The 16877-nt window shown below is 65.8% G+C and carries 18 protein-coding genes; 13 read left to right on the forward strand and 5 right to left on the reverse strand.

The genetic code is table 11. From position 1 onward, the window contains the following. Window positions 1-7: 7 nt before the first annotated feature. The 5 genes from trxC to AC1VXC_RS14645 all read right to left on the reverse strand — a co-directional run bounded on the left by trxC (window position 8) and on the right by AC1VXC_RS14645 (window position 6499). Window positions 8-454: a thioredoxin TrxC gene (gene trxC / locus AC1VXC_RS14625; protein WP_481538643.1), complete on the reverse strand. Its 447-nt coding sequence runs from the start codon at window positions 452-454 to the stop codon at window positions 8-10. A gap of 85 nt (window positions 455-539) precedes the next feature. Beyond that, entirely contained in the window at window positions 540-1088 is a 549-nt protein-coding gene (locus AC1VXC_RS14630) for a type II secretion system protein N (RefSeq protein ID WP_481538644.1), read from the reverse strand. A 46-nt stretch (window positions 1089-1134) separates the two neighbouring features. Further along, the gene (locus AC1VXC_RS14635; RefSeq protein WP_481538645.1) at window positions 1135-4026 is read right to left on the reverse strand and encodes a M66 family metalloprotease; all 2892 of its coding nucleotides are present in this window, start codon (window positions 4024-4026) and stop codon (window positions 1135-1137) included. A gap of 92 nt (window positions 4027-4118) precedes the next feature. Then, window positions 4119-6038 (reverse strand): type II secretion system secretin GspD, encoded by a 1920-nt coding sequence (gene gspD, locus AC1VXC_RS14640; RefSeq protein WP_481538646.1) that lies wholly within the window; start codon window positions 6036-6038, stop codon window positions 4119-4121. Next, window positions 6035-6499: a type II secretion system protein N gene (locus tag AC1VXC_RS14645; RefSeq protein ID WP_482995060.1), complete on the reverse strand. Its 465-nt coding sequence runs from the start codon at window positions 6497-6499 to the stop codon at window positions 6035-6037. Before AC1VXC_RS14645 ends, gspD begins: the two co-directional genes overlap by 4 nt. Window positions 6500-6816: 317 nt before the next feature. Between AC1VXC_RS14645 and gspE the strand changes: the two genes are divergently transcribed. The 13 genes from gspE to AC1VXC_RS14710 all read left to right on the forward strand — a co-directional run bounded on the left by gspE (window position 6817) and on the right by AC1VXC_RS14710 (window position 16742). Continuing rightward, window positions 6817-8319, forward strand: coding sequence for a type II secretion system ATPase GspE (gene gspE, locus AC1VXC_RS14650; protein ID WP_313173386.1), 1503 nt, complete (start codon window positions 6817-6819; stop codon window positions 8317-8319). A 28-nt stretch (window positions 8320-8347) separates the two neighbouring features. Continuing rightward, window positions 8348-9550: a type II secretion system inner membrane protein GspF gene (gspF, locus tag AC1VXC_RS14655; RefSeq protein WP_313173366.1), complete on the forward strand. Its 1203-nt coding sequence runs from the start codon at window positions 8348-8350 to the stop codon at window positions 9548-9550. Window positions 9551-9557: 7 nt separating this feature from the next. Further along, the gene (gspG, locus tag AC1VXC_RS14660; protein ID WP_313173365.1) at window positions 9558-9986 is read left to right on the forward strand and encodes a type II secretion system major pseudopilin GspG; all 429 of its coding nucleotides are present in this window, start codon (window positions 9558-9560) and stop codon (window positions 9984-9986) included. Window positions 9987-9988: 2 nt separating this feature from the next. Next, window positions 9989-10495: a type II secretion system minor pseudopilin GspH gene (gene gspH, locus AC1VXC_RS14665; RefSeq protein ID WP_481538648.1), complete on the forward strand. Its 507-nt coding sequence runs from the start codon at window positions 9989-9991 to the stop codon at window positions 10493-10495. Next, window positions 10492-10854: a type II secretion system minor pseudopilin GspI gene (gspI, locus tag AC1VXC_RS14670; RefSeq protein ID WP_481538649.1), complete on the forward strand. Its 363-nt coding sequence runs from the start codon at window positions 10492-10494 to the stop codon at window positions 10852-10854. Before gspH ends, gspI begins: the two co-directional genes overlap by 4 nt. Further along, window positions 10851-11465 (forward strand): type II secretion system minor pseudopilin GspJ, encoded by a 615-nt coding sequence (gene gspJ, locus AC1VXC_RS14675; protein ID WP_481538650.1) that lies wholly within the window; start codon window positions 10851-10853, stop codon window positions 11463-11465. The genes gspI and gspJ overlap by 4 nt, the downstream gene beginning before the upstream one ends. Next, entirely contained in the window at window positions 11462-12406 is a 945-nt protein-coding gene (gspK, locus tag AC1VXC_RS14680) for a type II secretion system minor pseudopilin GspK (RefSeq protein ID WP_481538651.1), read from the forward strand. The genes gspJ and gspK overlap by 4 nt, the downstream gene beginning before the upstream one ends. Beyond that, window positions 12403-13557, forward strand: coding sequence for a type II secretion system protein GspL (gspL, locus tag AC1VXC_RS14685; RefSeq protein ID WP_481538652.1), 1155 nt, complete (start codon window positions 12403-12405; stop codon window positions 13555-13557). The genes gspK and gspL overlap by 4 nt, the downstream gene beginning before the upstream one ends. A 2-nt stretch (window positions 13558-13559) precedes the next feature. Next, window positions 13560-14069: a type II secretion system protein GspM gene (gspM, locus tag AC1VXC_RS14690; RefSeq protein ID WP_481538653.1), complete on the forward strand. Its 510-nt coding sequence runs from the start codon at window positions 13560-13562 to the stop codon at window positions 14067-14069. Window positions 14070-14329: 260 nt separating this feature from the next. After that, window positions 14330-15403, forward strand: a complete 1074-nt coding sequence (locus tag AC1VXC_RS14695; RefSeq protein ID WP_482995061.1) for a 3-deoxy-7-phosphoheptulonate synthase — start codon at window positions 14330-14332, stop codon at window positions 15401-15403. A gap of 121 nt (window positions 15404-15524) precedes the next feature. Beyond that, entirely contained in the window at window positions 15525-15998 is a 474-nt protein-coding gene (locus AC1VXC_RS14700; RefSeq protein ID WP_313173357.1) for a hypothetical protein, read from the forward strand. Window positions 15999-16019: 21 nt separating this feature from the next. Next, a complete protein-coding gene (locus AC1VXC_RS14705) occupies window positions 16020-16277 on the forward strand; it encodes a GIY-YIG nuclease family protein (RefSeq protein ID WP_313494392.1) in 258 nt (85 codons plus the stop codon). Window positions 16278-16406: 129 nt separating this feature from the next. Then, entirely contained in the window at window positions 16407-16742 is a 336-nt protein-coding gene (locus AC1VXC_RS14710; RefSeq protein WP_481538655.1) for a YegP family protein, read from the forward strand. The last annotated feature ends 135 nt before the right edge of the window (window positions 16743-16877 follow it).

Consider the following 16877-nt stretch of genomic DNA (forward strand, 5'->3'; position numbering starts at 1 on the left):
CTCGGCACTACAGGTGCGAGCGGGCCCATTGCACGATGCTGCTGGCCGGCATCGCGCCGGATTGGCGCGCGATCTCGCGGCCTCCCTGCAGCAGCACCATGGTCGGAATGCTGCGGATGCCATAACGCGTGGCGATGGCGGGTTCGGCTTCGGTATCCAGCTTGGCCAGGCGCATGGCAGGCTCCAGCTGCGTGGCCGCTTTCGCGAATTCCGGCGCCATCTGTCGGCAGGGGCCGCACCAGCTGGCCCAGAAATCCACCAGCAGCGGGATCTGCGACCGGTTGGCATGGGCATCAAATGCCGCTGCGTTCAAGACCATCGGTGCCGCCGCGAACAGGCCCTGGTGGCAGCGGCCGCAGGACGGCGCCTGGTCCAGGCGTGCAGCCGGAACACGGTTGATGGCGTTGCAATGCGGGCAGGCAATCTGCAGCAGTTCGGAGGCGGTGTCGTTCATCGGCGTAACCAGCGGGCGCGGAACCAGCCATCAGTATGCGCTGTCCTGCTGAACTGCTGGTCACGGCAGGCGTGGAACGCATCATTCAGCGCTGTGCGCAGACGCCCAACGCACCGAGTTCGGCCTTCTGTGCATCGGGCAAGGCGGCCATCAGCGAGGGATCCATGCACGCAGCACGGACCGCATCGAGATTGTCGGCCCGCAGCACGGCCTCACCGACAACGCTGGCTGCCACGCTGGCCTTGCCGGCGGTGGACAGTCCGGCAGTAGTGCCGTGCGGGCCTGGCGAAGGTGTGCGGCGGGCGCTGCCCAGGCCCAGCAGCGGCAGCGTCGACAAGCGGTCGCCGCGGGCCAGCACAACATGATCATGGGCGATGGCATGTACACGCAGCCCGCCGCCGAGCTCGTCACCGACATGCAGTGTCTGTGCGCTGGTGCCTGCAACACGCACTACCGCCAGTGAGCGCTGCGCATGCGCATGCACGAAAGTGGCCAGCAGACGGGGCGCCTGTGCGCCCGATGGCGCTGCATGCAAGGGCGGGCGCTGCCCGTGCGGGCCGCTCTGGCCGAAGGCGTTGCCGACCAGGCAGCTGGATAGGGCGATCAGCCGCAGGAGCAGGATGGAGGAGTTCATTGGCAAGGTCGCGAGCCCGGGGCATGGCGCCCCGGGCGGTAGCCGGTTACGGAATGTTCAAGCCGCGCAGCACGATCAGGTTGTTGCTGCTGAGCAGGGTCAGCAACAGGTTGTCGCTGGGGCTGATGCCGGTCCAGCGCTGGTTGTCGCCGCCGCTGCAGTTGTAGGTGATCAGCGAGCCGCGGCCAGTGGTGAGGAAACCACCGGACAGGTCCAGACAACGGCCGCCGCGGGTGATCCTCGGCAGCGCCGAGAAGTCGAATACCTGGGTATCCAGGCTGCGATCACAATTGGCCAGCGTTACCGCCGCCGAGTTGCCACCCGACGAGGACAGGCACTTGGTGGGATAGGCAACGCTGTGGATGGCGCCACGTGCATCGGCCATCCACTGCTCATCCTCGGCACCGCTGCAGGTAGCACTGTCGGCGATGTAGACCGCGGGCGCGCCGTTCCTCTCCTCGGCCTTCAGGCAGTATTTCCTGCTGCCGACCAGCATCGTCTGTGCAGGCGGCAGCAAGGGTGTCTGGCGCAGCTTCAGTGTCTCCAGCAGGCCGACCAGGGCTTGCTTGGCGGCACTGTTGTTGGCTGCCTGCAGGTCGCTGCGGTAGCGGTTCATCCAGCGGTTGATGCGGCGACTGCTGCGTTCCTGTTCCTGATAGGCGAGCAGGGCGGCCTTGGCGGTGGCCGACAGACCGTCATCATTGCTGCCCCAGCTGGCATACAGCAGTTCGCCGCGGGAACCCAGGTTGATCACTGGCTTGCCGGCGGCTGCGCTCAGCACTGCTTCCAGTTCCGGCAGTTCCACCGCGCGCAGTGCCGTGTACCCCGCTTCCTTGCCGACCACGACCGGCGCCTTCATGGGCGCAAGATTCTGCGGGAAGCTCATCGTCGCCAAGGTGCTGGCTGCTGCCCCGGGTTCCTGGCACTGCAGGCTGGCCTGCTGCGGCTGGTCGGCCTGGGCCAGATTGACATGCAGTTTGTTGACCGAGCCGTTCTGCAGGACATTGCCGGCCACGGCGATGCGCTTGCTGGCGCCACCGTTGAAGCTGACCTGCAGCCAGCACTGGCGGCTGCTTGCGTTGGCAACCGGCGTCGGCAGCTCGAACACATTGCCCCAGTTGCCACGGAACGGCGGATACAGCAAGGCCTTGCCGGTACTCGGGTCGTAGCCACCGAGCACGGTGAACACCGGTGCGCCGACCAAGCGTGGCTTGAGGTAGTTGCCGTCGGGCGAGTTGAAGAACAGTTCCTTGCTGGTCGGCACCTTGCCGGTCACCGGTTCCATGCTGCGGGTGTCGGCGTTCCAACCCAGGTAGCCGGTGGGCGAACTCTGGCTGGGAACCGGTTTGTTCAAGCGCTGCTGGATCGCGTTCCTGGTGCTGTAGCCGGTGTAATGCGTGTAGCGCGACAAGGCGCTGGAATAGTGGCCGCCGGACATCGCATCGGTACCGAAGCTGTAGGTGTCGTCGAACACCGGCATGCCGTTCATGCCCCCGGTCTTGGGGCGGCTCCAGTGCAGGTTGGCACGCATGCGCTTGCGGTAGGCGATGTAACCCCAGCCGCTGTCGTGGTGATGGCCGGACCAGAAGTAGTTGTCGCCGGCCTGGCCGGGATAGTGGCCCAGTCCATAGTGGTGGCCGATCTCATGGCTGAACTCGTTGCCGCTGGTGGAGTACACCGTCAGCATGCCGTTGCCGCCGCTCAGGCCATGGCTTTGCGTGCCGTTGCTGTACACGCCCACGGCGTGATGGGCGACCACGTTCTGGAACCATTGCGGCTGTGATTGCCCGGCCATGCCCGAAGCGGTAGCGCCGAAGTTGGCCAGGTTGATGCCCACGCTCACCGTGGACTTGCCGGTGTTCTCGCGCATGTCGCCGCCGTACACGCCACCTTCCACCGCGCTGGCGGTGTCGTAGATGGTGCCGTTGGCGACCATCACCCGGTCGAGCTTGACCGCCTCGTAGTAGGCCACGGTCATGCGCGCGGCCGGAATGGTCTGGAAGTAGTCAGCAGCTGCCTGCGCGGGGCTTTTCAGCATCCAGAACGCATCGCTCTCGCCCGGCGGATCGGTCAGCATGCCTAGGCGGATGCTGTGTACGACCAGTTCGGCCGGTGCGGCAAAATCGATCTTGTCCGCCGCCAGGCTGCCACTGCGCGCCTTGTCATCGCTGATGCTCAGGCTGACGCCGGGCTTCACCCAATCCCACGGGAGTCGCGTGCTCCAGGCGCGCCGCGAATAGTTGTAGTCAGGGCGGCCATCGCTGTTGTTGTAGTCCGAGCGGTACATGGCATTGGGGTGCAGCAGTTGCGCGGTACCCACGACCTTGCCGTCCACCGAAACGGTGACATTCAAGGCTTCGATATCCTGCAGTGCCGGATCCGGGGTGACCAACAGCAAGACCTCGCGCTCGCTGGTCAGGCGCGGCATGTTCCTGGCTTCGTTGCCATTCGGATCAACGGTGTGGCTCTGCGCGAACTGGATCATCGCCGGGAGTGAGCCCACCAGATCGTTGCGTACGGCGCGCACCGCGCCACTGGCATCGGTGTCGTAGAAGCCCTTCAGGTCCACTTCGTCATAGCGGGCCGAGTTTGGCTCCGGATAGGGATCTGTCGGTGTCGCCGGGGTGATCGGCGTGGCCGGTATGCTCGGCGTGGTGGGTGGATTGCCACCGCCATTGTCATTGTCATTGCCGCCACCGTCGGCAGTGCCATCTCCGCCCGAGCCGCCGACGTCGATGTCATCGCCGAAGCCATCATCGCCATTGCCGTCACCAGGAGCCGGGCCCGGCGGCACCGGCGTTGCCGTGCCGCCGTCCTGGCCACTGCCATTGCCGCCGCCATCGCCGATGCTCGGCGGCGCTTCGCTCTTGTCGCAGGATGCGAGCAATACCACGCTCAATGCCAGCGCAAGCGCGCGCAGGTTGATTGCGTTGTTCAAGTAGTTCTCCCCTTGTTTTGAAGTACAGCAATGAAACCGAGTCGCATGCTCCGGCCCCAAACCGGTCGCTGTGCGGCGCGTGTATGAGCCTGTCAGCGTGCGGGTGTCCGCGCGCCGGCAGGGTCGGAAGCGTTCGTGCCGCGATCGAACAGCTGTGCCGGCGTGGCGGGCAACGGATTGGCGTACTTGCCGCGTGTGCTGGGTGCTTCGCGCAGATCCAGGTATTTGCGTTCGCTCAGGTCGTTGGCGGCGCTCTGGCCAAGGATCACGGTGGGGCGCAGGAAGACCATCAGGTTGCGCTTGACGCGGGTATCGCTGGTCGAGCTGAACAGCTTGCCGAGGCCAGGAATGCTGCCGAGCAGCGGCACGCTGGAGCGGGTATGGGTGACGTCATCCTGGATCAGCCCGCCGAGCACGATCACCTGCCCATCGTTGGCCAGGATGGTGCTCTTGATCGAGCGCTTGTTGGTGATCACGTCGGACAGGGTGATACCGCTGGGCGTGGCCGCCAGCGAGGAGATCTCCTGTTCGATCTCCAGCCGCAGGGTGCCGCCCTGGTTGATGTGTGGCGTCACCTTCAGGGTCACGCCGATGTCCTGGCGCTGGATGGTGGTGAACGGGTTGCTGGTGCCGTCGCCGGTGGTGGTGTACGAGCCGGTCTGGAAGGGCACGTTCTGGCCGACCAGGATTTCCGCCGGTTCGTGGTCCAGGGTCAGCAGTGTCGGCGTCGACAGCAGGTTGTTCTTGGCATTGGTTGAAAGCGCGGTCACCAAGGCACCGAAATTGCTGTTGCCGATACCGAGAATGGCACCGGACGGCAGCGCTGTCGGCGTGCTGCCGGCCGCCAGCGAGCCAAGCAGGGTGCCGATCGACAGGCCGGTGTTGTTGTAGTTGACCCCGCCCACGCCGTTGCTGCGGGAACCGCCATCCAGCGCCCATTGCACGCCCAGCGCATCCTCGATATCGCCGGAGATCTCGACGATGGCGGCCTCCACCAGCACCTGCGAACGCGGAATGTCCAGCTGCCGCACGATGTCGGTCAGCACCTGCAGCATCTCGGGCTTGGCGTGGATGACTACGGCATTGAGGCTTTCGTCGGCACGGATCAGGCTGCCCATCTGCGCCTGCTTGTCGGCGCCTTCCTGCTTGATGGAATCGCCGATCGCCCCCAGTGTCTGCGCCATCTGCTTGGCGTCACCGTGTTGCAGGCGGATCACCTGGGTGGTGGTCGAGCGCGGTGCATCCACATCCAGGGAGCGCGCCAATGCCAGCAGGCGCTGGCGTGCCTGCTCGGGCCCGAAAATCAGCAGGCGGTTGGTGCGGGCATCGGCCAGCACCTTGGTGGCCGACCCGGCGCTACTGGCACCGAGGCTGGCCTGCAGCAGCTTCTGCAGGTTCTCCACGCTGGCGAACTGCACCTCATAGTCGGCGTGGCCGTGCATCCTGGGCGCATCCAGCTGCCGCAACAGGGCTTCAATGCGGGCGATGTTGCCGCGCCGGTCGCTGATGATCAGGGCGTTGGAGGTGGGCACCGCGGCCAGATGGGCGTTGGCTGGCACCAGCGGCCGCAGCATCGGCAGCAACTCGGTGGCGATGCCATGTTGCACGGTCAGCACGCGGGTTTCGATCGCGTCCGGGCCGCGGCCGCGACCATCGGCGAAGACACGCGCTTCGTCATTGGGAACCACGCGCGTCTGGCGATCCTCTTCGATCACCGCAAAGCCGTGGATGGTCATCACCGACAGGAACAGGCGACGCACCTCCGGCAGGGTCATCGGTTCCTGGGTGGTGACATTGACTTCACCGGCCACGCGCGGATCGACGATCAACGTGTCGCCTGTGATATTGGCCACGGCACCGATGAAGTCGCGGATATCCGTGTCCTTCATGTTGATGCTCCATTGCTGGGGAGCATCCTCTGCGGACGCGGCGCTGATCGCCAAGGGCGCAAGCAGCAGGGCCGACAGCAAGGCCAGGCGTCGCAGTGCCGCGCTTATGGTGGGCCGGATCATTCGCCACCACCGGATGGCAGTGCAGGTGCTGCGCTTTGCGGGGAGGGGAAATCAAGCCGGCCGCTATGGCCGTTGCGGCTGAACAGCACATGGTCGCGGGCTACCTGCTGCAGCACGACGCCGGGCAGGAATTCCTCACCACTGAATATATTCACCGTCCCCTGGCCTTCGATCTGGAGCAGTGCCTGCGATTGCCGTGGGTCGGCCGCAACGATGCAGCCCTGCAGTTGCACGCTCTGCAGGTCGGCGGCAGGCACCGCGCTTGCGTCGCCGAACAAGCGCTGCAACAGCTGTGGCGACAGGCTTGGCGATCGCGCCGGCGCTTCGTCGACGCGGACAGGCAGCTCGCGCATCTGCAGGTAGAGCCGGCGCCCCTGCCATGACAACACGGCAACGCCGCAAAGCGTGATGAGGATCGCGACGATCTTTGGCAGCAGGTTGGAAGTATCGAACTGGAACATCGGTGCTACGGCATCTCCCTTGGCAAAAATCCGCGCGCACAGGAGGAAGCTCGCTGCACTTTTCAGGCAACGCGGCGCCAAAGGTGTCTGGTTTTCCCCTGTTTTCGCAGTGTCGGATTTTGCGAAGCCGGTACTCTAGCTGCGTACGTAAGAGAGTGCGATGCAAATACCTGCTGAAGTGTGATCGTCATCTGGAAAGTGACGTGGAAATCACGCTTTTCCGCCGAGAACGTGGCATTTTCCCGGCACGTTTTTTCAGGGGAAAGTGTGACGTCGCTCCGTGCAGTGATGTCACCTTGCAGTAATCGATGCTTGAAATGGAGCTCCCGGCGACGCTGGCTTGTGCGGGCGGCGTGCCCGCGTTGCGCCTGCCGTTTGCGTTCGCGCGGCGTCATGGTGTGTTGTTGGTCGACGACGGCGATGCGCGGCTTGCCTGTCGTGGCGATGCCACGATAGCGGCCGTGGCCGAGGCGCAGCGCATCGCGGGGCGGCCGTTGTTGCCGCAGACGGTGGCCGATGCGGTGTTCGAGGAAATGCTGCAGCAGGTCTATCAGCAGGACGCCGGCAGCGCCATGAGCATGGCCGACGAACTTGGCGACAGCATGGATCTGGCCAGCCTGGTGGAGGGCCTGGAGCAGGTCGAGGATCTGCTCGACCAGCAGGATGACGCGCCGATCATCCGCCTCATCAACGCGCTGCTGGGCGAAGCACTGGCCGAGCACGCCTCCGATATCCATATCGAGACCTTCGAGCGACGGCTGGTGGTCCGCTTCCGCGTGGATGGCATCCTGCGCGACGTGGTCGAGCCACGGCGCGAGCTGGCCGCGCTGCTGGTGTCGCGCATCAAGGTGATGGCGCGGCTGGATATCGCCGAGAAGCGCTTGCCGCAGGATGGCCGGATCTCGGTGCGGGTCGGCGGACGCGAGGTGGATATCCGTGTCTCGACCCTGCCGGCAGCCAATGGCGAACGGGTGGTGCTGCGCCTGCTGGACAAGCAATCGGGGCAGTTGTCGCTGCAGCACCTGGGCATGCGGGTACGCGACGTCGGCGTGCTGCAGGCCATGCTGTGCCGCCCGCACGGCATCGTGCTGGTCACTGGCCCGACCGGTGCCGGCAAGAGCACCACGCTGTATGCCGGCCTGCGCGCCATCAACAATCGCCAGCGCAACATCCTCACCGTCGAAGATCCGATCGAGTACCACCTGGATGGCGTTGGCCAGACCCAGGTCAACGGCCGTATCGACATGACCTTCGCGCGTGGCCTGCGCGCGATCCTGCGTCAGGACCCCGACGTGCTGATGGTCGGTGAGATCCGTGACAGCGAAACCGCGCGCATCGCCGTGCAGGCCTCGCTCACCGGGCATCTGCTGTTGTCCACGCTGCATACCAACAGCGCCATCGGCGCGGTCACCCGCTTGCTGGACATGGGGGTGGAGTCCTTCCTGCTGTCGTCCTCGTTGCTCGGCGTGCTGGCGCAACGCTTGGTGCGGCGGCTATGCCCCAAGTGCCGGGTGGTGACGCCGGCATCCACGGCAGAGTGCGCGCAGTTGCAGATGGAACCCTGGCAACGGCCGCTGTTGTTCCGCCCGGTGGGGTGTGACCACTGCAATGGCCAGGGTTACCGCGGCCGTACCGGCATCTACGAACTGGTCGAATTCGGCCCCGAGCTGCGCGCGCTGGTGCATGCCGGTGCAGGCGAGGCCGAACTGCTGGAGCAGGCGCGCCGGCAAGGTCCATCGATGTTGGACGACGGCCGTGCCAAGGTGCTGGATGGCGTGACCACGCTGGAAGAAGTCCTGCGGGTGGGGCGCGACCTGTGAGCGGTGATCTGCCCCGGGGCCACCACTGATGGCGGCGTTCGACTATCTGGCATTGTCAGCTGACGGTCGCCGCCACAAGGGGGTGATCGAAGCGGACAGCGCGCGGCAGGCACGCCAGCAGCTGCGCGAGCGCAATCTGGCACCGGTGCAGGTAGAACCGGCAGCGGTCCGCGCGACCGGTGGCGGTATCGGCGGTGGTCGCATCGGCAGCGCGGAATTGGCGCTGCTGACCCGGCAATTGGCGACGCTGGTGCAGGCGGCCCTGCCGGTTGAGGAAGCACTGCGCGCCGTGGCTGCGCAGGCGACCCGGCCGCGCATACGTGCCACCTTGTTGGCGGTGCGCGGCAAAATTCTTGAAGGCCATGGATTGGCGGCGGCACTGGCGGCGTATCCGCGCGCCTTTCCCGGTCTCTACCGCAGCATGGTTGCCGCCGGCGAGCGCGGGCATCTGGGGGTGGTGCTGGAACAACTGGCCGACTACACCGAACAGCGCCAGCAATCACGGCAGCGGGTACAACTGGCCTTGCTGTATCCGCTGATCCTGGTGCTGGTGGCTGGGTTGATCGTCGGCTTCCTGCTCGGCTATGTGGTACCGGATGTGATCGATGTCTTTGTCGATTCCGGCCAGCCGTTGCCCTGGCTCACCCGCGCGCTGGTGGCCACCAGCAATGCCGTCACCCGCTGGGGGCCATGGCTGCTGCCGTTGCTGTTGTTGGCCGGCGTGCTGCTGCGGCGCGCGTTGCAACAGCCGGCCAGTCGCCTGCGCTGGCACACCCAGGTGCTGAAGCTGCCGTTGTTCGGCCTGCTGCTGCGGGACCTGGATGCCGCCAGGTTTGCCTCCACCCTGGCGATCCTGGTGCGTAGTGGCGTGCCGCTGGTGGAAGCGCTGCGGATTGCCGCGCAGGTGGTCGGCAACCAAGGCATCAAGGCTGGCCTGCTGCAGGCCGAAGTCACGGTGCGCGAGGGCGGCAGCCTGACCCGGGCACTGGAACAGCACACCTCATTGCCGCCGATGCTGCTGCACATGGTCGCGGCGGGCGAGAAGTCCGGCGCGCTGGACGCAATGCTGGCCCGCGCCGCACGCAACCAGGAAACCGATCTGGCCGCGCGCATCGCCCTGCTGGTCGGTTTGTTCGAGCCGTTCATGCTGGTGTTGATGGGCGCGGTGGTGTTGTTGATCGTGCTGGCCATCCTGCTGCCGATCATGTCCTTGAACCAACTAGTGGGTTGATAGAGCAATGAACATATCTGCAAGACGCCAGGCCGGCTTCACCCTGATCGAGATCATGGTGGTGGTGGTGATCATCGGCATCCTCGCCGCGCTGGTGGTCCCCAAGGTGATGGGGCGGCCGGACCAGGCCAAGGTCACCGTCGCGCGCGGTGATCTCAAGGCGATTGGCTCGGCGCTGGAAATGTACCGGTTGGACAACCGCCGTTATCCCGATACCCAGCAAGGCCTGCAGGCGCTGGTACAACGTCCGCCTGGCGGCGCAGAAAACTGGAACCCGGAAGGTTATCTGGCACGACTGCCGGTCGATCCCTGGGGCAACCCCTACCTGTACCTGGCGCCGGGCAGCAGGGAGGGCTATGACCTGTGGAGCTACGGCGCCGATGGCCGCGAAGGCGGTGAGGGGCTGGATGCAGACCTGGACAGCCGGGATATCTGAAGGTGTTGCGCGCGCGTGGATTCACCCTGGTGGAAATGCTGGTGGTCGTGGTCATCGTCGGCGTAATGGCCGCTGCGGTGGGATTGGTCGCGAGCGCGCGCGATGACCACCGCGCCGTGCGCGGCGAGGCCGAGCGGCTGGCAGCGGTGCTGCAGCTGCTCGCCGATGAGGCGGTGCTGGACAACCGCGAGTACGGCGTCCGCATCAGCAGTCAGGCGTATGAGGTGCGTGCCTACGACAACCGCAAGGGGCGCTGGCACGCACAGCCAGGCAGCACGCGGCGGCACCTGCCTGACAACCTGCACCTGCAGTTGATCCTGGAAGGCGCGCCGCTGGCGTTGCCGGCAAGCATCGACGAGGACAGCCCGCCGCAGATCGTGCTGTCGTCATCGGCGCAGGGCGCGCCCTTCAGCGTCCGCATCGCCGACATCAGCCGGCACGACGTGGTCTATCGGATCGACGGCGATGGTCTGGCGGAACCGGAAGTACAGCAGGTGTCGATGCCATGAGTCGCGTGCGCGGTTTCACCTTGCTGGAGGTCATGGTGGCAGTGGCGGTATTGGCGCTGGTTGCGGCGATGGTGCACGCCACCCTGCAACGCCATCTGCACAACGCACGGCTGTTGGAAGATCGCGCGCTGGCCGCTTGGGTGGCAGATACCGCCCTGGCCGAACTGCAGCTGCAGGGTGCGGGCGCGATGGGGAGCAATGAAGACATCGTCGAACAGGGCGGGCGCCGCTGGCGGGTGCTGCGTGAGGTGCAGGCCACGCCGGAACCGCAGCTGCGTCGGGTGCATATACGGGTCAGCGCTGCGACGGGCGGGGAGGTCGGCATCAGCCTGACCGGCTTTGTCGGGGCCCAACAATGAAGCGCAGATCCACGGGCGGCTTTACCTTGCTGGAAGTACTGGTGGCGGTGGCGATCTTCGCCCTGGTCGGTATTGCCAGCCATCGCCTGCTGCTCAGCGCGGTGCGGGTGGAGGCGCAGACGCGTGCACAGGACCAGCAGTTGCGGCAGCTGGTGCGCGCGATGGGCAGCCTTGAACATGATGTCGAGCAGGCAGTGGCGCGGCCACTGCTGGGCGCGGATGGCACCGAGGAGCCAGCCTTCTGGAGTGATCCCGATGGGCAGGGCCTGCAATGGACCCGCGCCGGCTGGAGCAATCCTTTGGGGGCGCCGCGCGCGCAGTTGCAGCGGGTGCGCTGGCATTACGACGGCAGCGCGCTGGTGCGCGAGTACTGGCCGGTGTTGGATCGCGCGGACAACGCAGCACCACAGCGCCAGCTGCTGCTGCCGGCGGTCAATGCCCTGCAATGGCGTTACCTCGACCGTCAGGGAGTATGGCGCACGCAGTGGCAGGGCAGCGGCGTGCAGCCTTTGCCGCGCGCGCTGGAACTGCGCATCGCGCATCCGCGTTTTGGTGAATTGCGACGCGTGTTGTTGCTGCCCGATGGCGCGGCGGGCAGGGGACCGGCATGAAGTCCGCGTCACGGGGCGTTGCGCTGATCACGGTGCTGCTGGTGGTGGCGCTGGCAGCGACGGTCTGTGCGGCACTGGTTACCCGCCAGCAGCTGTCGATCCGCACCACAGCCAATCAACTGCATGCGCGCCAGGCGTGGCACTACGCGCGTGGTGGCGAGCAGCTGGCGCTAGCGCTGCTGGCCACGGACCTGCGCCAGTCAGCCGCACGTGATCATCGTGGCGAAGCCTGGGCACAGCCGTTGCCGCCGTATCCGCTGGACGACGGCCATCTGCGCCTGTCGATCGATGACCTGAGCGGACGCTTCAATCTCAACAGCGTGGTACAGGGCGGCCAGGTGGATGCCGATGCGATGGCACGCCTGCAGCGCCTGTTGTTGTTGCTGCGGCTGGACCCGCAACTGGCATGGCAGCTGGTGGCGTGGATCGCCCCGCCGCTGGCGCCGGATATGGTCCGGCAGCAGGGCGAACGCGACTACCTGCGCCGCCAGCCCGCCTATCTGCCCGCACGCCGGCCGTTACAGGAGGTTAGCGAACTGCGCCTGCTGGCAGGCATCGATGAGGCGGCCTACCAGCAGCTGTTGCCGCACGTTGCCGCCTTGCCTGCCGCCACCCCGCTCAATCTCAATACTGCTGACCCATTGGTAATGGCCAGTCTCGCCGATGGACTTGGGTTGGCAGATGGTCGCCGCCTGGTCGAGGCACGCGGCAGCGACGGCTTCGCCAACGTTGATGCATTGCTCCTGCAGCCATTGCTGCAGCGTCGGCAGGTGGCAAGAAGCGGGCTGGCGGTGCGCAGCAATTGGTTCGTTGCCAGCAGCGAGGTCGCCATCGGCGACCGACGCCTGCGCCTGCTCAGCGTCCTGCATCGCGATGCAGGTCAGGTCGAGGTTGTCGCGCGGCAGCTGGCTCCCCCTGTATTTCCGGAGAATGATCGATGAAGTCGCCGCCGGCGTTGCCGTGCCTGTTCCTGCCTGCGTGGTGTAGCGCGCGCCTGAGTGATGACCTGCCGGTCACCTGGAGTGACGGCCAACAGACCGCCAGGTTGCCCTTGGGCGATGCGCTGGCAAGGCTCAAGGGTCGCGCCATCGCGCTGATCGTGCCGGTTGAACAGGTGGCCAGCTGTGCGCTCAGTCTGCCGGCAGGCAATGCGCATTGGCAGCGCAAGGCCTTGCCCTATGCGGTGGAACCGTTGCTGGCCGAGGATGTGGAGGACATGCATCTGGCGCTGGGCGAAACCCTGGGTGACGGACGCCGTCGCGTCGTGGCGATCAATCGCAGCCTGCTTGGGTCCTGGCTGCAGGGAGTGCGCGACAGGGGGGCGCTGGTCAGTGCCATCCATGTGGATGCCGACCTGCTGCCCAACGAGGTCCCCACCCTGTGCTGGAACAACGCCCGTTGCCTGTTGGCGGGTACCGATGCGCTGCGCCTGGCGCTGGCGCCCACCCAGTTGCCCGAGCTGCTGGAGCGTTTGCCGGGAAACCTGCGGATACTCCATGCCAGTGAAGACAGTCCCACGCTGCCACCGGCCATCGATGCCAACCTGCAGGCCTTGGACATCGCCCTGCCGGCATGGCTGGCGACGCAGCGCCCACGCGCGTTGGATCTGGCCCAGGGAGACTTCGCGCCGGCGTCGCGCCTGCAGCTGCGCCACTGGAAGCCGGTGGCATGGGCGATGGCTGCGGTGCTGGTGGCGCAGCTGGCCTTCGATGGCGCACAGGCCTGGCTGCTGCAGCAGCAGGCCAGCGGCTATCGGCAGGTCAATGAAAGTATCTACCGGCGGCTGTTCCCGGACGAGCAGCGCATCGTCAATCTGAAGGCGCAGTTCGACCAGCACCTGCAGCAGGGCAGCGCGGCAAGCCAGCTGCAGGCCTTGTTGTCCCGCGTCGCCGAGGCCATGCCGGTCGAGTCGCCACTGCAGGTGCAGGGCCTGCAGTTCCACGCCGGCAAGGGTGAGCTGCAATTGCAGTTGCAAGGCGAAGCGAGCGCATTCGAGGCGCTGCAACAGCGCCTGCGCGCGCAGCCATTGCGGCTGGAAGCAACCCGCCGCGATGACGGTGGCATGCAACTGAAAGTGGGCGAGGCGCAATGAACATGGGAACTGCAGAAATCAGCGCTGGCCGCGGCCTGCGGGGCTTGCTCGGCACGCGTTGGGCAGCATTGGCGCCGCGTGATCGCCTCGCATTGCAGGTATTGCTGGCGTTCGCGGTGTTGCTCGCGTTCTGGTTCGGTGCGTGGATGCCGACGCGCCATGCCTTGCAGCAGGCGCGTAGGGATGTTGCCGCCGAACAACAGTTGCAGCGCCATCTGCGTGCCAATGCAGTGCGCGCCGGCGCTGCCGCACAGCGGGGGGCAGCGTTGAAAGCCAGCGAGTTGCCGGCAATGCTGTCGGCGCTGGCCGACGAGCAGGGGCTGACGATTCATCAGGTCCAGCCGCGGCCAGAGCAACGGTTTGCCGTCAGTCTCGAGGGCGCTCCCGCGCAGGCATTGCTGTGGTTGCAGGCGCTGCAGGACAGGGGCCTTGGGGTGGCCGAGTTGCGCCTGCTGCAGCAGCCAGACGGCAGTTGGCAGGGAGAGGCGGTGCTGCAGGGACCGGCAAGCTGAACGTGTCGACGGCAAGGTCTGTTGCCGCTGAAACTGTCGCATCGCACAAAAAACCGTGTTATCAATGCTCCCCATGAACGCAGCCCGCGCCAGCTTTTACTTTTGGTATTACTTTCCCAAGCCGCTGGCGGAGGAAGGACTGCGCTTACCCTGAAGAAACTTTCAGATGCATTCCCGAAAAGCCGCCAGCGAACCTGGCGGCTTTTTTCATGCCGCCTCGCTGGGGCCAAACCCTTCATCGTTTTGAACCGGAGACCCCCATGCCCCCCCACACCGACGATCTGCGCATCCGCAAATTGGAACCCCTGACCTCACCGGCACAGCTGCTGGCGCTGTTGCCCTGCGACGAGGAAGCCTCGCAGACCGTGGCCGACGCCCGCGCCTCGCTGCACCGCATCCTGCACGGCCAGGACGACCGCCTGGCGGTTGTGGTGGGCCCGTGTTCGATCCATGACCCGGTTGCGGCCATGGAATACGCCCAGCGCCTGCGTCCGCTGCGCGAAGCGCTGGCCGGTGAGCTGGAGATCGTCATGCGGGTTTACTTCGAGAAGCCGCGCACCACGGTGGGCTGGAAGGGCCTGATCAACGATCCGGACCTGGACGGCAGCTTCAACATCAACAAGGGCCTGCGCGTGGCGCGCGGCCTGCTGCGCGACATCAACCGCCTCGGCCTGCCGGCCGGCGTGGAGTTCCTGGACGTGATCTCGCCGCAGTACATCGCCGACCTGGTGGCCTGGGGCGCGATTGGCGCCCGCACCACCGAGAGCCAGGTGCATCGCGAGCTGGCGTCGGGCCTGTCCTGCCCGGTGGGCTTCAAGAACGGCACCACCGGCGATGTGAAGATTGCCGCCGATGCCGTCGGTGCGGCCTCGCACCCGCACCACTTCCTGTCGGTGACCAAGGAAGGCGGCACCGCCATTGTCGCCACCCAGGGCAATCCGGATTGCCATGTGATCCTGCGTGGCGGCAAGGCGCCCAACTACGATGCGGCCAGTGTGCAGGCGGCCAGCGAGGTACTGGCCAAATCGCAGCTGCCGGCACGCCTGATGATCGACGCCAGCCACGCCAACAGCAGCAAGAAGCCCGAGAACCAGCCGCGGGTGATCGAAGACATTGCCACCCAGCTGGAAGGCGGGGAGCAGCGTGTGGTTGGGGTGATGATCGAGAGCCACCTGGTTGCCGGTCGCCAGGACCTGGTCGAAGGCCAGCCGCTGGTCTATGGCCAGAGCATCACCGATGGCTGCATCGACTGGGACAGCACGGTGCAGGTACTGGAGCGCCTGGCTGATGCGGTACGCGCCCGCCGCCGCGCCCAGCTGGAGGCGGCAGCCTGAGGATTCCGTGACAATTTCACTGGCGCACGGCAGGCAGTCCAAGTAGTTTACGCGGCGGGAGGTGGTAGGCCTCCCGCCTGCCGTGGGGACAGGGGGAGCACCTTCTCCTGCAGGAAAGCCTATGAATCACCGCTCCAAGGAGAAGGAACTGATGCGTTTCCGTATGTGCACCATGGCGCTGGCTTTGATGCTGGTCCCGTCGCTGGCGCTGGCCAAGAAGGAAGTAGTGGATTCGGGCAGCGGTTGCCTGCAGAACCTGTCGGTGGCCGGTGGCTTCACCAGCGGCAAGCAGTTCCTGGCGTCGACCGACCATGAAGGGGTCAGCTACGCCGACGCGTTCGCCAAGACCGTGGCCGCGATCGAGGCCGAGGGCATGGTGGGGGTTTATCCGAACGAGCGTACCGGCTACATCGCCGCCGAGAACCCGGTCCGTGGCGGTGGCGGTTCGACCGTGCCGTTGCGTACCACCGTGCGTCGCCAGGACGACGGCAGTGTGCGCGTCGAAGTGCGTTTCAGCATCAAGGGTGGTCAGATGACCTCCAACAAGGCAGTGGGCGAAGGCCTTTGCAAGATTGCTGACGCGGCCAGCCTGTAAATCAAGCAGGAGCAGGCGCGGGTGAAGGGCAGTTGGTTTGTGTATCTGCTGGAATGCCGCGATGGCAGCTACTACGCAGGTATCAGTACCGATGTGGAGGCCCGGTTCCTGGCCCATGTCGCCGGCAAGGGTGCGCGCTATACCCGCGCGCACCCGCCGCTGCGGATCCTGGCCAGCCGCGCCTATGCCGACCGTTCGGCCGCGTCCCGTGCCGAATGGCAGATCAAGCAGCTGCCACGAGAGCGCAAGCTGGCTTGGCTGGAACGGACAGAAGATTGAGGTAGAGTCGTACCTGTAGCCGCGGTAGTTGGCGGCTTCCAACGTCCGGTCATCCGGGCAACAGCCACGCATGCGGCTGCGCAAGCAGGGCGGCGGCGTGCCGGCATCATCCTCAAGTGGGGTATTGCGATGGCAGGTTGGTACGAGTTGGACAAGAGCAGTGACGGCCAGTTTTACTTCGTGCTCAAGGCAGGCAACGCCGAGGTCATCCTGACCAGCGAGCGTTACACCACGCGCGCCGGTGCGGAGAACGGCATCGCCTCGGTGCAGAAGAACAGCCCGGATGAAGCGCGTTACGAGCGCAAGACCGCCAGTGACGGGCGCTACCATTTCAATCTGAAAGCAGCCAACCACCAGGTGATCGGCAGCAGCCAGATGTATGCCTCGCAGGCCGCGCGCGAAGCTGGCATCACCAGCGTCAAGGGCAATGGTCCCAGCACCACGATCAAGGACAAGACTGCGTAGCGGCGTTGTTGCTGTTGTGCTGAAAAACCCCGGACAAGCCGGGGTTTTTCATTTGTAGTGGGGGGCCCACAGCCCCCACCACGCAACACAGGTCAAAACCACGCCGACACAGGCGCCGCGACAGAAACGCCCGGG

The sequence above is a fragment of the Stenotrophomonas sp. STEN033 genome, assembly GCF_056856655.1.

Bases quoted from the DNA above. Each gene is read 5' to 3' on its own strand.
- trxC (WP_481538643.1), bottom strand. From the start codon at position 454: ATGAACGACACCGCCTCCGAACTGCTGCAGATTGCCTGCCCGCATTGC.
- AC1VXC_RS14630 (WP_481538644.1), bottom strand. From the start codon at position 1,088: ATGAACTCCTCCATCCTGCTCCTGCGGCTGATCGCCCTATCCAGCTGC.
- gspD (WP_481538646.1), bottom strand. From the start codon at position 6,038: ATGATCCGGCCCACCATAAGCGCGGCACTGCGACGCCTGGCCTTGCTG.
- AC1VXC_RS14645 (WP_482995060.1), bottom strand. From the start codon at position 6,499: ATGTTCCAGTTCGATACTTCCAACCTGCTGCCAAAGATCGTCGCGATC.
- gspE (WP_313173386.1), top strand. From the start codon at position 6,817: ATGGAGCTCCCGGCGACGCTGGCTTGTGCGGGCGGCGTGCCCGCGTTG.
- gspF (WP_313173366.1), top strand. From the start codon at position 8,348: ATGGCGGCGTTCGACTATCTGGCATTGTCAGCTGACGGTCGCCGCCAC.
- gspG (WP_313173365.1), top strand. From the start codon at position 9,558: ATGAACATATCTGCAAGACGCCAGGCCGGCTTCACCCTGATCGAGATC.
- gspI (WP_481538649.1), top strand. From the start codon at position 10,492: ATGAGTCGCGTGCGCGGTTTCACCTTGCTGGAGGTCATGGTGGCAGTG.
- gspJ (WP_481538650.1), top strand. From the start codon at position 10,851: ATGAAGCGCAGATCCACGGGCGGCTTTACCTTGCTGGAAGTACTGGTG.
- gspK (WP_481538651.1), top strand. From the start codon at position 11,462: ATGAAGTCCGCGTCACGGGGCGTTGCGCTGATCACGGTGCTGCTGGTG.
- gspL (WP_481538652.1), top strand. From the start codon at position 12,403: ATGAAGTCGCCGCCGGCGTTGCCGTGCCTGTTCCTGCCTGCGTGGTGT.
- gspM (WP_481538653.1), top strand. From the start codon at position 13,560: ATGGGAACTGCAGAAATCAGCGCTGGCCGCGGCCTGCGGGGCTTGCTC.
- AC1VXC_RS14695 (WP_482995061.1), top strand. From the start codon at position 14,330: ATGCCCCCCCACACCGACGATCTGCGCATCCGCAAATTGGAACCCCTG.
- AC1VXC_RS14700 (WP_313173357.1), top strand. From the start codon at position 15,525: ATGAATCACCGCTCCAAGGAGAAGGAACTGATGCGTTTCCGTATGTGC.
- AC1VXC_RS14710 (WP_481538655.1), top strand. From the start codon at position 16,407: ATGGCAGGTTGGTACGAGTTGGACAAGAGCAGTGACGGCCAGTTTTAC.